Source organism: Microcoleus sp. AT8-A3, assembly GCF_036705675.1.
Classification (GTDB): Bacteria; Cyanobacteriota; Cyanobacteriia; order Cyanobacteriales; family Microcoleaceae; genus Microcoleus.
On record NZ_JAUBVD010000012.1, the window covers coordinates 85,136 to 98,968 of the forward strand.

Genomic DNA, 13,833 nt, shown 5'->3' on the forward strand with positions numbered 1-13,833 from the left:
TTGCTCCGATTTTCTTATTCGTTTAGGTTCCAAAAAAATAATGTGAAGAAAATACTAATTAATGCGGTTGCATTGACTCTGGTTAGTACAGTTTTAATGGCTCCTAGCTATGCAAGTTTCGAGACAGATGAGAGTAGGCTTTCCAATGTAGACGGAGACGTGTACTCTTCCCCTACTCGCTGGCGGCTTGTCAAACAAACTTTCGTATTACACTTTCCTGAAAACAGCAACCCTGTTACCCAGATAATTATTGCCATTCCACCCACTGTCGGTGTGAGTAATGATATTGAGGTGCTGGAACACAAGGGTGGGAAAATTAGCATCAATGTTTCTGTCAATGGCAGAAACATTATATTAGACTTCGTGGAACCCGTCGCTCCTGGCAGCAGGATTGATATTAATTTCAACAAAGTTAAACAACCCATTCTCGATTCTACTTCTGTGTACCGATTTTCAGCTAAAGTCATTGGTAGTGATACAGAGATTCCCATAGGTGTAGCTGAGTTTCGCACAGATTAATTAATCTAAAGATTGCCATTAATTCTTAGGGGAGTATGCAAGATAAAGATGATGTAAAATTTGTTAGAATTACTAATCATTGAATGCAACGAGTAAAGCACATGAATTTATTCAAATCAGGCTTGATTGTTCTAGGAAGTGTGGGTCTGTTTTTCTTGGGAGCTTGTGGGAACAGCAACCAAGCCGCCAATTCCGATGCTAGTTCTACTGGTGCACAGCCTGCCGAGTCCGCGTCGTCCGATGGAGCAGCAAAAAAAGAACCCTCTACCCATGCCGGCGCGTCTCACAAAGGCGCTCAAGTTGTCGAGTCAGATCCCTATCACTTAGAGTTTGTCTCTGAGAAAGAAGATAATGGAACTCGTTTAGATTTCCATCTTCTAAAAGAAGACAATAACGAAGAAATCTCTAATGCTAAAGTAACGGCTCAAATTCAGCTACCTGATGGTAGTCAAAAGACACTTCCCATGACCTATGGAGCTCAAGAAAAAAGCTACACGGCTTTGCTTCCTGGAAAGGCAGCGGGTCAGTATCAGGTGAAAATTACTTCGGATATTGGCGGGAAAAAAGTAGACGGTCGCTTTAGTTTTAATCAGTAAATTTTCCCTGTTGGGTAGGGCAAGAGAAACAAGCTTCAAGGGTAGCGATCGTGTCTCACAATCACAGTCACGGAGGACACGGACACGACCACGGAGGTGGTAATTACAACCGTGCCTTTGCCATCAGCATCGCACTCAACACGGGGTTTGTCATCATTGAGCCAGTTTATGGCATTCTTGCCAATTCCCATTGCCCTACTTGCCGATGCAGGTCACAATTTGAGTGATGTTTTAGGTCTGCTACTGGCTTGGGGAGCAACGATCCTGGCCCGTCGGCGACCGACAGCACGCCGCACCTATGGGCTGCGTCGTTCTTCCATTTTGGCGGCTCTGTTGAACGCTATTTTTCTGCTGGTAGCTTCAGGGGCGATCGCTTGGGAAGCTATTCAACGCTTTTCAGAACCCAGCTCAGTATCAGGCGGTACAATTATTGGCGTTGCAGCCGTAGGCAGCGCTATTAATACGGGAAGTGCCTTAATGTTTATGGCCGATCGTCATAATGACTTGAACATCAAAGGCGCATTCCTCCACCTGATTGCTGATGCAGCGGTATCTTTGGGTGCGGTGCTGGCTGGCATCGCTATTGTGGCAACGGGCTGGCTTTGGTTTGACCCTGTTGTGAGCTTGATTATTGTTGTTGTTATTGTTTTAGGGACTTGGCAATTGTTCCAAGAATCCCTCAACTTAATAACAGATGCCGTACCAGCAAGCATTGAACCCCTTGCAGTCCGCACTTATTTAGCTGAACTCCCTGGCGTAGCTGGTGTTCACGACCTTCATATTTGGGCAATGAGTACAACTGAGACAGCCCTCACAGCTCACTTGGTAATGCCTACAGCTTATCCCGGCGATGCTTTTTTAGTGCAGGTAAATCGAGAGCTGCACGACCTTTTTGGTATTGAACACACTACGCTCCAAGTAGAAACTGGCGATCCGAGTTATCCTTGTCCTCTTGCTCAAGAAAATGTTGTGTTGTGAGTATAAAAAATATCTTGATATACACTATTCTCGATACTGTCGCATCGCACCCTCGGCAGTAGCAACTTACCACAACATGAATGAATAGTTTCTTTTGAAAATCTGATTTCTGGATAAATGTGCTTGAACGGTCAAAAATTTCATCCTGATTTCATCTCAATATGTCAATTTAGATAATAACAGAGTCGTTTACTAAGGATTCTGAGGCTTGATTAACGAAATCGGTTGTCATACAGGAGTAAAATAATGAAAAGGCTAATCTGTTCGGCTGTAGCTTTAGCTCTCACAGTTCCGATTGCTGCTGACTATGCCGGTGCCAGCATAGGATCTAGTCCTCATATTGATGGAGCTGTACAATTTCCTCAAACTCGGTCGAGGATTGTTCGGCATACGATTAGGTTGCACATTCCTCAAGGCCGTAGCCCTCTTTCTCATCTGATTATTGATGTTCCAAAGGGGTTAATAGTCAGCAACAATATCACTTTAACAGACGATGTGAAAGGAAAAATTAATGCTGATTTTTCTATTTTAGACAACCAAATTGTAGTGAAAATCTCTCAACCAGTTGCGTCAGAAGCGAAGCTTAAACTTGTTTTAAACGATGTAAGAATAAGAGGTGTTTCTAACGTTTGGCTATACCGAATTTCTACTAAATTTGTTGGCGTTAATAGAGAAATTCCTATTGGTGTAGCTCAATTTCGTGTCTATTGAGGCGCGGGAAAGGAAATTTTGCAACCTTTGTCAGTAGTAGTTTTAGGAGGATTGTTTACTTCTACTGCCTTGACTCTGTTAGTTTTGCCAGCTTTGTATGCTAAAATTGGGAAAATTTTACGACCTCAACAACCTCAGCCACTTATTCAAGACGGCAAGGTAGTTAAAGCTGAAATAGCGAACTGATCAACCCTCCTTCACTCCCTCAATCAAAGTGCAAAGTTCCTCGCTATCGGGATTGTCTGAAGTTCGATTTGTCCAAAGTTTTTTATAAGCTTCCAACTCAGCTTTGAACGCACTCATGCGCTGAATTTCCTGCTCAAAGAAATCTATTTTGCGACTTAATAAGTCTTGCACTAGCGGACAAGCTGTTATTCCTTGACGGCGAGAGGCCAAAATTTGCTGAATTTCTTGAAGAGAAAAGTTGAGTCTTTGGGCTTTCTTGATAAATTGCACTTTTCTGGCAGCATCGGCTGTGTAATAACGATAACCGCTACTGTTGCGTAAGGCAGGTTCCAGTAACCCTAGGCTTTCATAGTATCGCAGGGTGCCTACAGTAACACCAGTTTGCTTGGCTAGTTCTCCTATTTTTAGTAGCTGCTGTTCTAGGGATTCTGTTTCAAATTTGGTCATAGTAGTTCTAGGTAAATTGGAACCCTATCATTATAGCGGGAGCCAGTTTCGCTTTTTTGTGCTGGTTATACTCACCCAATTTTGGCTGATAAAATATTTTATTTTGTCAAAAATTTTAGTGACTCAAAAAGCAGCAGTAACTCTGTTTTGAGTTACTGCTGCTGTCGGATATTCTCTTGCTTATCCCTGCAAATATAAAAACCACTTATACCTGCGCTCTTTCCTATAAATTTTTAAATTAATGAACCTGACTTATTTCACCCCAATTTCATTCTGGCGTTGCAAGCTTGTAATTAGGCAAAGATGCCCTCTGGCTAATTGATGAGCATAATCTCGCGCTCAAATGCTGAAATTTCTCGCAGGCAAGGAAGATAGATGACCATGACTAACTACCGTGTATTTTGAAGGATCTAAATCAATGATTGAACTTCTACAAACAGCGCTGAAATCATCCCTAGCTGGCGATATCACCCAGGCAATTGGACAGGTTCCCATTGTTCGTCTCAATCGCTTGAGCGAACTCTGTCAGCATCACGAATTTTATCTCAAATTAGAATCCTGTAATCCCGGTGGCAGCATTAAAGAGAAAAATGCTGTATGTCTGATTCAACACGCAGAACGTACCAGATTACTCGCCCCCGGCGGCACAATTGTTGAATCTAGTTCGGGTAATTTCGGCATTGGTTTAGCAATGATTGGTGCAGCGCGAGGCTATCGCGTGATGATTGTCATCGATGCTAAAACACCGCCCCCGATTCGGCGAATGCTGGCTGCCTATGGAGCAGAATTGGTAGATGTCCCCCTGAGTGCGGCCGATGCCAATGGATCGATGCAAGTTGCGAGGATGAAAAAAGCCAAAGAACTCGCCGAAACCATTCCTGGTGCCTGGTATCCTTGCCAGCACCGCAATCCCGAAAACCCAACTGCCCACGAGCAATTTACTGCTCGCGAAATCGAACAGGCTTTTCCCGTCGCACCAGATGTTATTGTTATTGGGATTAGTACGGCGGGACAATTGGCAGGAATTAGCCGATATTTTAAACAGCGCCATCCCCAAACTCGAATTGTCGGCGTAGATGTGGCAGGTTCGGCTATTTTTGGCACGCCGTCTCACCCCTATAAAATGACAGGATTAGGGTTATCTTTTGTACCGCCCAATTTTGATCCAATGGTACTGGATGCAGCGTATTCTGTGAACGATCGCATTGCCTTTTCTGTTTGTCATGCCCTGGCACGTCGAGAAGGCTTGTTGTTAGGAGCATCCACAGGCGCTATCGTTGCCGCTGCCCTGGCTTACAGCCAGCAGCATCCCCATCCTCAACGCATGGTACTGTTGAACCCGGATCGGGGCGATCGCTATCTCGAAACAGTCTACAATCCAGAATGGCTGTCCGAGCAAGGGATTGAAATCTTAGAACAAAAAGCCCTCACCGCTACAATTAACGCCCTTCAAAGCGTCCCTCTTACCCTCGTGCAACAGCAACAACCTTCATAAACAATGACCTTAAAGGCTTCTCAAAGTCCGTCTAAAATCGGTCTGCTAGATTTATGGCGGCAATTTATTCCCCTCTCCCTCAGCGATGTGGCAATGGCTTTTGGCGATCCGATGATGACGGCTGCCCTAGCTCATTTACCCGATGCACGGGTGAATTTGGCAGCCGTAGGCATTGCCAAAGCCCTTGCGGTCTTTTTTGAAAGTCCGATTATTATGATTCTGCACGCCTCGAATGCGCTTGCACCGAATGGGCGATCGCGTCGCGCCTTGTGGCGATTTACGCTTTTAGCAGGCGGCGGACTGAGTGCGTTACTGTTGCTGCTGACGCTGCCGTTTATTTTCGCCACGCTGGGAGGGACGCTGTTAGGAATTCCACCCCAATTGCGGCAGACAGTGCAGAGTGTGTTGACGTTAATGTTTCTGTGGCCTTTGGCGATCGCGTGGCGGCGTTATTTTCAAGGATTGCTCATCCACACAGGTCATTCTCAGGCGGTTGCCAAAGCTAGCATGGTTCGTTTGTTAATTGTAGCCCTAACGTTATGGGGCGGATTTATGTTGAAAATGTCAGGCGCACTGCTGGCGGGGACTGCTTTAATCGCGGGGGTTCTCTCAGAGGCGCTGGTTGTAACCATTGCGGCGCACCGGCTAGGAGCCACTCGTCTGCCTCGACCAATTGATTCTGAGTTAAAGCTACCCACCAATCTCAAAAGTGTGTGGAATTTCTACTGGCCTTTAGGCTCTTCAATGCTAGTAGTCTGGGGCGGACGTGCTGTCCTGGTGGGAATTATTGCCCGCGCCCAAGACGCTAATATTGCATTGGCGGCTTGGCCTGCGGCTTGGGGATTGGTTTTGGTGATTGCCAATGCGACTCGCATGGTGCAGCAGGTGATTATCAAAAATCGAGATCAAGTGAGCGATCGCCAATTAATTGCATTTGCCCTCAGTGTGGGTGGATTTTGTTCGCTACTGTTGTTTTTAGGTAGTACAACGCCATTTGGGTTGCAGGTTGTGCAAAGTTTTATCGGCAACGATGAAGCCCTGGTTGAGAGTATCCGTCCCGTATTGCTGTTGTGCGCGTTTGTACCCCTTCTGGTGGCGGTGCAAAATGCTACTCAAGGTTTTTTGGTCGGGGCAGGTCAAACCAAAGGTCTGAATTATGCAACTTGGATTGGCACGACTATATTGCTTTTAGTTGCGTTCGGTGCAGTTCAGCTTGGGGCATCGGGTGCAATTGCGGCTGCGAGCGCGATGATTATTTCTTTAACAATAGAAGTATCCTGTCTCGCGTTCAATTTACGCAAACAATTATAGCAACCGCCAAGGCTGTGCCGGACGCAAGGCGTAAGACATCCTCGATCGCATGGAGTAAACCATCAAAATTTTGAGAGATCGCTAATCAGTATTTACTTCTTGGCATCATCATTATTTTCCCCATCGCCATCGCTTTAGTTGTCGATTACAGTTGGCGGGGTTGTCACCCCGCCAGGGTGTTATACTATCTCAGCACTTACTTGTGTGCACACTATATGTAGTGTGCACACAAGCAAGATCGCACTATTCGAGAAGCAGGGTAAAAGAGCAATTAGAAAACTAGCTACCAGATTTGATGTGAGTAAGTATAATTGTTGAACGACTTTTTAGTAGCTGCTGTTCTAAGGATTCTGTTCCAAATTTTTTCATAGCAGTTTTAGGCAAGTTTGAACCCAATCATTATAGTGATAGCCACTTTCAGTTTTGTGTAGTGGTTATAGTCATCCAATTTTTCGATAATATACTCTATATTGTCAAGAATAATATTGGAGAAAAAAGCAGCAGTCACTCAAAATTGAGATCGTGCTGCTGTCGGATATTTTCTTGCTTATCCGGCGAAAAATTGGCGATGGAATCTACACGCAGTGGAAAAATAAGGATTATTTATCGCAATTAGCTTGAGGGCAGTCAGGAGTAGGAGTAGTACAGGGGCCGGCGGCAAAGACAACCGCGGCTGTACCTGCTGTCAGGAGAACTGCCGTCAAAGCTGCAAGAGTGAAGCGTTTAGTCTGAGTTGCTTTAATCATGAATTTTTACCTGGGAATCTAGGATCGAAAAGTTTCTTTGGGAAACTATATATAGCATAAACCCTCAAGTAGGCTATAGAGTCAAGGGGGGGGAAGATTAAAAATGATAAAAATATTGAATTTCCGATGTCACAATCCGAATACCTGTATGAAAGTCTGAAGATTTCATCCTGATTTCATTTTTGGGTGTCATATTCTAATCATTGTACCCAAAAAGTAAATCGAATGAAAGCGCTCAAGTCAAGCTTAGTTATTCTAGGCAGTGTCGGATTGCTGTTTTTGGGAGCTTGCAGCAAAAGCGACCAAGGAACCGGCCCAAACAGCAGCCCAACATCCGCTCCTGTTGCCTCTCAACCTAATACTTCCAGTCCGGCCGCTTCTCCTGCAGCATCCGCTAAAACAGGACCTCTCAAACCATCTAAAGGAGGTCAAGTTGTCGAGTCTGGACCTTACCACCTAGAACTTTTAACTCTGAAAGAGGATACCGGAACTCACTTAGATCTTTATTTGCAAAAAGGTGATACCCACGAACCGATTCCTAATGCAAAAGTGACGGCACAAGTGCAGTCTCCCAATGGAGAGCAGCAAACGCTGGACTTCAAATACGATGCTGATGGCAAACATTACGCCGTTGTATTTCCAGGCAAAGATGCAGGAAATTATCCAGTGAAGGTGACTGCGGATATTAACGGAGAAAAAGTTGACGGTCGTTTTACCTTCAGTCAATAGAATGCAAGTTTTATTACAATTGATCGGAAATCCCCTAAAATGATTTAAACAGAGGAGAAGCACCATAGCTTTCTCGCAAAATGAATAGTCTAAATTACCAAGATTATCCGGTTGAGCGACGAATAGAAGGAATAATCATTTGGTTGGATGTCCTAGCATTAATGAAAGTCAATGCTCGGAAATTTATAAGAGTACAAAATCCCTAATCTAAGGAAGAAAGACCATGAAAACAGTAAAGTCAGGTTTAATTGTTCTGGGTACTGTGGGGCTAATATTTTGGGGAGTTGGAAGTAACAACAGCCAAGCTGCTACTTCAGCCAACAGTTCTGCCGTCTCGTCTTCAAAACCCATTGCAAGAACAGAGATAGCCGCCGCTCAAAACAAAGGCGGTCAAGTCGTTGAATCAGGGCCCTATCATCTAGAGTTAGTTGTCGGGAAAGAAGCCACTCAAACTCACCTGGATTTCTATTTGCAAAAAGGCGACAACCACCAGGCAATACCTAATGCGAAGATAACCGGTCAAATTCAGATGCCCGATCGCACTCAAAAGACTGTTACCTTCACTTATGACCAGAAAGACCAGCACTATACAGCTTTGCTGCCTGGAAAAGTTGTCGGTCAGTATCAGATGAAGATTAGTGCTGATATTAACGGTCAAAAGGTAGACGGTCGATTCACCTTCACTCGGTAGACTTTTTAGTAGGTTGAAGCTGCTGCTGACTGGTTGACGGGTTACTGGCGGGCTGTTTGTTGTCGTGACCAACTAATGCCCGCCAACTTCCGTTTAAAAAGAAGAAAGCAGCCATAGGCACAAGGCAACACGCCAGCATTGCTATCCCCATACCCATCCATAGGAGAATTGGGTTTTTTAATTTTTGCTGGCTCATTTTTATAAGTTTCATTCTGTCATTTTCACAGTAGGGTAATTCTGCCATTTTATGATAGCATACCGGATTGCTGTTAGAGAATGAGCTATTTACCTGGACTATAAGTCGCATCAATATTAAAAATTTCATCCTGATTTCATTTAGGAATGTAAACCTTAAGTTGATCGCGGTTAAACGCTGTCTAATCAGAATGTAACGTTTCTGGTGTTGCACCCGCCAAGCAGTAGGGATACGTCACTGCCCGCAGGTGTCAACTTAAGACTGAAACCCTTGACAGATATCGTTTGCAGCCGAGTGTGGCTACCATCACTACCCTGTTTTTACAATGCAAAAAGCATCTACTAGGTTTGCTGAATTCGATTTAATCAGAGCTTTGGCGATCGTCAGTGTTGTGATTATTCATGCTGGTTTTTTGTCATTACCCGATCGCAGAATTCTATTTATTTCGATCGATACACTCCAGCTTTTCTGCGTACCTGCATTTTTACTGATCAGCGGTTTTTTTCTTACCAACAAGCTTGACAATCAAAATAATCCGACGCTGATATTAAAGAAAAGGCTGTCAAGAATTATACCGCCCTATCTTTTTTGGTCGGTAGCCTTCTACATTTTAAATAATTTGGGCAACCTCAAACGATTTGATTTACTTGGATTAGTTAGAGATGTGCTGACAGGTTCTGTGATGCCCCCCTATTACTTTATAGTTGTGATTGTTCAATGCTATTTGTGGTGGTGGATTCTAGTTAAATTAAGATTCTTAGAGCCTCGAAAAGTTTTGGCTTTGGGTTTCACCATTCAAATAGTTTTTACCATAGTCTTTTACTTAGCTGCTTTCAAATACTTACCTTCCCTACCTATACCGCTGATAGAGCGCTGGATTTTTAGTTGGATTTTGCCGTTTTCCACTGGTTTAGTTCTTGGCAGTTGTTATGACAACATTCAAAGATACCTTCAGCGCCAAAAAATGCTTATTTTAGCAGCAACTATCTTGTTCTATCTAGCAAGTATTTGGGAATTTTACCTACTCAGTGAAGTGAATTCGGATGCCTGGTTTGCCCGATCGTTTTTTAAACTATCTACTCAAGGATACGCAATTTTGTTCGTACTGTCGATATTGGCATTTTCTAAAAGCATCAGACTTCCCAGTAACCTATCGAAATTAGTCAAAATATTGGCGGCTTACTCCTTTCCTATATACCTGCTAGATGTGATGGTAGTAAACTATGTTAATTTAGCGTCTTATAAATTTATGTATTCTCCCGATCCCCTGCTCAAGCTCGGAGTTTTAGTGACGGTAGATTTGCTAGTTTGTTTTGGGATTATTTACCTGTTGCAAAAACTTTTACCCAAGAATTACAGTCAGTACATTCTGGGAATTTAATCTGGATTTACGCAACATCCGTGGGGGCGAGGCGATCGAAAATGGGGAAATGGGTTTAACATTTAGTTCCAATATTCAATAAATTAATTATGAAACTCCAAAACATTGTAGGAACCAATAAGAAAGTGGATGTAAAGGCGATCGCTGCCGATAAAGAGCTAACTCGCCAAATCCAAATTCGTCTCATCGACTTAGGTTTGCTAGACCCTCCAGCCAACGGCATCTTTAGTCCAGTCTCTACTGCGGCTCTCAATCGATTTCACAAGCTGATTCAGTGCACTGATGAACCAGGATTTATCGGAGCAAAAACAGCCGAGAAACTTATTGAAGCCAAGCCATCGGATCTCAAATTTCCACCTCCTGTCCTCAAGATAGTTAATGAGACAGTTCTCAAGGCTAGACCTATCTATGCGTTAAATTTATCAGATGCAGAGAAACAAAAAATTGAAACGGGGAAAGTATTGGAGCTTGTCTCTTATGAAATGGTTCGCGATCACATCCGAGTAGCTTTGCGAAAAGATTCCTTTAAAAATTCTCAAATCTGGTATGTCTATAGGTCGCACGTCCAAATTTTACAAGAAGGAAAGGTAATTTATCCAAAAACTAAGCCTAAGAGCTTTCAACTTGCTAATTTTCCTTACAAGTACCAACTGGATAATTACTATAATCCGACTGGTGCTTGCAATGTCACATCAATGGCAATGTGCTTGCAGTTCCTCAACAAACCGCGCCGGGACAAGATCGGTCAATTTGAGGACGAACTCTACCAATATGCACTCAACAAAGGTTACAGTCGCTGGAACCCCTACGACTTAGCAAAAATTGTCAGAGAGTATGGTGCTCAAGATACCTTTAAAGAGAATGCGACATTTGAGGAAGTTAAAGATTGGTTAGTAGATGGAAACCCAACGGTCATACATGGCTATTTTACTCCTTTCGGTCATATTCTGCCCGTAGTTGGATATGACGAAACTGGCTTGATTGTTCACGATCCTTATGGAGAATGGTTTGCTAGCGGGTATGACAACAACGCCACTGGAGCCTATCTTCATTATTCCTATGACTTAATTCGTCGCGTTTGTATGGCAGATGGAAATTTCTGGGTTCATTTCATTTCCAAGTAAGAGAGTAAAGCGCTTGTTTGCGATTAAAATTCACCTCTCACTGGTTCATATTTCATCTTGATTTCATTATTAGCTGTCAATCTAGTTAATAAGAAGCTGACTCTTCAAATATGAATGTTGAAGTAGGTTGGCATACTGTACTTAAATCCCTGGAGAGTCAAGACTATGAGAACACTCATTTACGGTGGCGTATTTGCTCTGTCAGCCGCAGTTTTAGTTCCTGCTGTCCATGCGAGTACCAGAACAGGTGCCGAGAATTTTCCTCACATTGATAGTTCAGTACAATTTCCAGAAACTAAGGCAAGAATTGTCAGGCATACTTTCCGGCTGCACATTCCTCAAGGAAGTAGGGCTATTTCTCAATTAAAAATTAGCGTTCCTGCCGGGTTAACTGTCAGGGATGATATCAGTATATCTGACGATTCAGGTCAAAAAATTGACACTAAGGTTTCTGTCAACAGCAATCAAGTTATACTAACCTTCTCCCAACCTGTATCTGCCGAAACCACAATCAAAATTGCCCTGAATAAAGTAATAACTTCAGGAGTTTCTAGCGCTTGGATGTACCAGGTTGCTGCTAAATCCGTTGGCGACGATGCAGACATACCCCTCGGTATGGCGCGGGTTCGCAGCTATCAATAAAAAAATCAGGTGTTACGGCCGATATTTCATCCTGGTTTCATTCATACCTATCAAACTAAGAAATAAGCAGTTAGTTTTCAAGGAGTGCAGTCATGAAAAAAATAATTAGCATTGGTGCAGTATTTGCCTTAATTCTTGCCTCTTCTATCTCCGCAGCAAAAGCAACAGGAATACCGGGAGATTCCCAATCTCCTCACATTGTCGGAGGCCGTTCCTATCCTGACTACCCAACTTGGAGAGCCTTCCACGATTTTGACGTTCACGTTGAGGGAGAAGCCATTTCAGAACTGTCAATTCAGTTGCCATCACTGCGAATCAAGGGTATTGAAGTAAGCAGTCAATCCGGTGAAAAGATTGATGCAACAACTTCTGTTAAAGGTGGAAAAGCAACCGTAGTTTTCTCCAAACCTGTAGTTGCCGGAACTGTGCTGACAATTTCTGTGCTTGAGGTTGAGGCTTCAATCTACCCGAGTAATTATATCTACCGCGTTTATGCCAAGAAAGTGGGTCAGAGTTCAGACATAAAAGTTGGTACGGCTAATATTCAAACTCTCCCGCGTTGGTAAATGCTTGTGAAGGTTGAGTCTTTAAACGACTGACATCTTACCTGGATTTATTTCAGGGCTTTTAAACCAATTAATGCCAAGTCCATTGAGTTAATTATTTGAGGAACATCGCCATGAAAAAGTTACTTTACGCTGCTGCATTCACCTTTGTGCTAGCATTTAATGCCCCGACTACTCTTGCAGGAGGAGCCATGCGAAATGCTAATGTTTCTCACCTCGTACACAGCGGCGCCCATCCCAATAACGCTCGCTTTCAGGCTGCTACCCATCATTTTGAAGTTCACGTTCAGGGAAGAGCTCTTTCAGCACTCACAATTGATTTGCCGGAAGATGTGAAAATGCGTAGCGGCATTGACGTAACAAATCAATCTGGTCAAAAAATCGAGTCTCAAGTTTCTGTTAATAACCGAAAAGCGACAGTGGTTTTCTCCCAACCTGTTTCTTCTGACACCACCATATCAATTGATATGCGGGGCATTCACACTCCAGGTTACAGTCACAATTGGAGGTACGCAATCGCTGGCAAAATGGTGGGAATAAACGCAGACATACCACTCGGTACAGTTTTAATTCAAACCTACTAAATGTAGCTGGTCTTTAAGGATTTTAAATTGCAAGTAACTTGAATAAATTAGAGAAAGTTGCAATTTAAAATCTGCTATTTGTCATTCAAAGGCGAAAATTGGGGAACTTTAGGCGCTGCTATCTGTTTGCTAATCAAGTTTTAAAGGGATTTACTGCTATAAATTATAGTTATGAGAGTTTTGCTAGTTGAAGATGAGCCAGATTTAGGAAAAGCGATCGATCGCACTTTGAAGCAAGAAAAATATATCGTTGACTGGGCCCAGGATGGCTGTGAAGCTTGGGAATACTTAGAAAGTCATTGGACTCAATATAACTTGGCTATTTTTGACTGGTTGCTTCCAGGATTTTCAGGGTTGGAACTGCTGCGAAGATTGCGCGCAAAAAATAGCGTATTGCCAGTCTTGATGCTGACAGCAAAAGACCGAATGGAAGATAAAGTGGCTGGACTCGATGCGGGGGCTGATGATTATTTAGTGAAGCCGTTCGGGATGGCGGAACTGTTAGCAAGATTGCGGGCTTTGCAAAGGCGATCGCCCCAAATTCAACCGCAACAGCTACAGGTAGGAAATCTCGTTCTCGACTGCGGAAATCGCACTGCTTGTCATCTCGAACGCAACGGTAAAAACCAGATAATTTCGCTGACCAACAAAGAATTTCAACTGTTAGAATATTTTATGAAACATCCGAACCAAATTGTCACCACCGACCAAATTCGGAATCAGCTATGGGAGGTTAGTGCAGATACCTTTAGCAATGTCGTAGCAGCTCAAGTGCGCTTGCTGCGGCGCAAACTTGAGTCGGTTGGCGGCGCGAATTTAATTGAAACTGTACACGGCGTAGGATACCGGATGAGAAATTAAAGTAGGGTGGGCATTGTTCAGAACCCCTTTTATTTACCAACAGTCCTGGACGCAGCTATTGTGTCTGTCA

At 43.4% G+C, this 13,833-nt stretch carries 17 protein-coding genes and 1 pseudogene; 15 read left to right on the forward strand and 3 right to left on the reverse strand.

Translation table 11 applies throughout. From position 1 onward, the window contains the following. The first annotated feature begins 42 nt into the window (after window positions 1-42). From QUB51_RS09780 to QUB51_RS09800, 5 genes and pseudogenes are all read left to right on the forward strand, one after another. Entirely contained in the window at window positions 43-519 is a 477-nt protein-coding gene (locus QUB51_RS09780) for a DUF2808 domain-containing protein (protein WP_333176556.1), read from the forward strand. 101 nt (window positions 520-620) lie between these two features. After that, on the forward strand, window positions 621-1,115 hold the full coding sequence (locus QUB51_RS09785; RefSeq protein ID WP_333176559.1) for a hypothetical protein: 495 nt from the start codon (window positions 621-623) through the stop codon (window positions 1,113-1,115). A 96-nt stretch (window positions 1,116-1,211) separates the two neighbouring features. Continuing rightward, entirely contained in the window at window positions 1,212-2,093 is an 882-nt protein-coding gene (locus tag QUB51_RS09790; protein WP_333260978.1) for a cation diffusion facilitator family transporter, read from the forward strand. Between the two features lie 246 nt (window positions 2,094-2,339). After that, window positions 2,340-2,804, forward strand: a complete 465-nt coding sequence (locus tag QUB51_RS09795) for a hypothetical protein (protein WP_333176565.1) — start codon at window positions 2,340-2,342, stop codon at window positions 2,802-2,804. Then, window positions 2,805-2,990 (forward strand): annotated as a pseudogene (locus QUB51_RS09800) (efflux RND transporter permease subunit); the annotation flags it as partial. On the opposite strand, the gene QUB51_RS09805 reads toward QUB51_RS09800, so the two are convergent. Further along, window positions 2,991-3,437 carry a heavy metal-responsive transcriptional regulator gene (locus tag QUB51_RS09805; protein ID WP_333260981.1) on the reverse strand — a complete coding sequence of 149 codons (447 nt, stop codon included), beginning with the start codon at window positions 3,435-3,437 and terminating at the stop codon, window positions 2,991-2,993. A 418-nt stretch (window positions 3,438-3,855) separates the two neighbouring features. Here QUB51_RS09805 and QUB51_RS09810 point away from each other — a divergent pair, with 418 nt between their 5' ends. Beyond that, window positions 3,856-4,932 carry a cysteine synthase family protein gene (locus tag QUB51_RS09810; RefSeq protein ID WP_333260984.1) on the forward strand — a complete coding sequence of 359 codons (1,077 nt, stop codon included), beginning with the start codon at window positions 3,856-3,858 and terminating at the stop codon, window positions 4,930-4,932. Between the two features lie 3 nt (window positions 4,933-4,935). After that, window positions 4,936-6,243, forward strand: coding sequence for a hypothetical protein (locus QUB51_RS09815; RefSeq protein ID WP_333176572.1), 1,308 nt, complete (start codon window positions 4,936-4,938; stop codon window positions 6,241-6,243). 599 nt (window positions 6,244-6,842) lie between these two features. Here QUB51_RS09815 and QUB51_RS09820 read toward each other — a convergent pair. After that, window positions 6,843-6,989 carry a hypothetical protein gene (locus tag QUB51_RS09820; protein WP_015211800.1) on the reverse strand — a complete coding sequence of 49 codons (147 nt, stop codon included), beginning with the start codon at window positions 6,987-6,989 and terminating at the stop codon, window positions 6,843-6,845. A 225-nt stretch (window positions 6,990-7,214) separates the two neighbouring features. Between QUB51_RS09820 and QUB51_RS09825 the strand changes: the two genes are divergently transcribed. After that, window positions 7,215-7,718 (forward strand): hypothetical protein, encoded by a 504-nt coding sequence (locus QUB51_RS09825; protein ID WP_333176574.1) that lies wholly within the window; start codon window positions 7,215-7,217, stop codon window positions 7,716-7,718. Between the two features lie 223 nt (window positions 7,719-7,941). Further along, the gene (locus tag QUB51_RS09830; protein ID WP_333176575.1) at window positions 7,942-8,409 is read left to right on the forward strand and encodes a hypothetical protein; all 468 of its coding nucleotides are present in this window, start codon (window positions 7,942-7,944) and stop codon (window positions 8,407-8,409) included. Here the strand turns inward: QUB51_RS09830 and QUB51_RS09835 are convergent. Beyond that, window positions 8,399-8,620, reverse strand: coding sequence for a hypothetical protein (locus QUB51_RS09835; protein ID WP_333176577.1), 222 nt, complete (start codon window positions 8,618-8,620; stop codon window positions 8,399-8,401). The genes QUB51_RS09830 and QUB51_RS09835 overlap by 11 nt on opposite strands. Before the next feature lie 310 nt (window positions 8,621-8,930). Between QUB51_RS09835 and QUB51_RS09840 the strand changes: the two genes are divergently transcribed. The 6 genes from QUB51_RS09840 (at window position 8,931) to rppA (ending at window position 13,763) form a co-directional block, all read left to right on the forward strand. Beyond that, window positions 8,931-9,986 carry an acyltransferase gene (locus QUB51_RS09840; protein WP_333176580.1) on the forward strand — a complete coding sequence of 352 codons (1,056 nt, stop codon included), beginning with the start codon at window positions 8,931-8,933 and terminating at the stop codon, window positions 9,984-9,986. Between the two features lie 89 nt (window positions 9,987-10,075). Next, window positions 10,076-11,110 (forward strand): C39 family peptidase, encoded by a 1,035-nt coding sequence (locus tag QUB51_RS09845; RefSeq protein WP_333176583.1) that lies wholly within the window; start codon window positions 10,076-10,078, stop codon window positions 11,108-11,110. Window positions 11,111-11,275: 165 nt separating this feature from the next. After that, a complete protein-coding gene (locus QUB51_RS09850; protein ID WP_333224268.1) occupies window positions 11,276-11,752 on the forward strand; it encodes a DUF2808 domain-containing protein in 477 nt (158 codons plus the stop codon). A 92-nt stretch (window positions 11,753-11,844) separates the two neighbouring features. Then, window positions 11,845-12,318 (forward strand): hypothetical protein, encoded by a 474-nt coding sequence (locus QUB51_RS09855; protein WP_333224269.1) that lies wholly within the window; start codon window positions 11,845-11,847, stop codon window positions 12,316-12,318. A 113-nt stretch (window positions 12,319-12,431) separates the two neighbouring features. Continuing rightward, window positions 12,432-12,902 carry a DUF2808 domain-containing protein gene (locus QUB51_RS09860; RefSeq protein ID WP_333224270.1) on the forward strand — a complete coding sequence of 157 codons (471 nt, stop codon included), beginning with the start codon at window positions 12,432-12,434 and terminating at the stop codon, window positions 12,900-12,902. Window positions 12,903-13,073: 171 nt separating this feature from the next. Then, the gene (gene rppA, locus QUB51_RS09865) at window positions 13,074-13,763 is read left to right on the forward strand and encodes a two-component system response regulator RppA (RefSeq protein ID WP_333176594.1); all 690 of its coding nucleotides are present in this window, start codon (window positions 13,074-13,076) and stop codon (window positions 13,761-13,763) included. The last annotated feature ends 70 nt before the right edge of the window (window positions 13,764-13,833 follow it).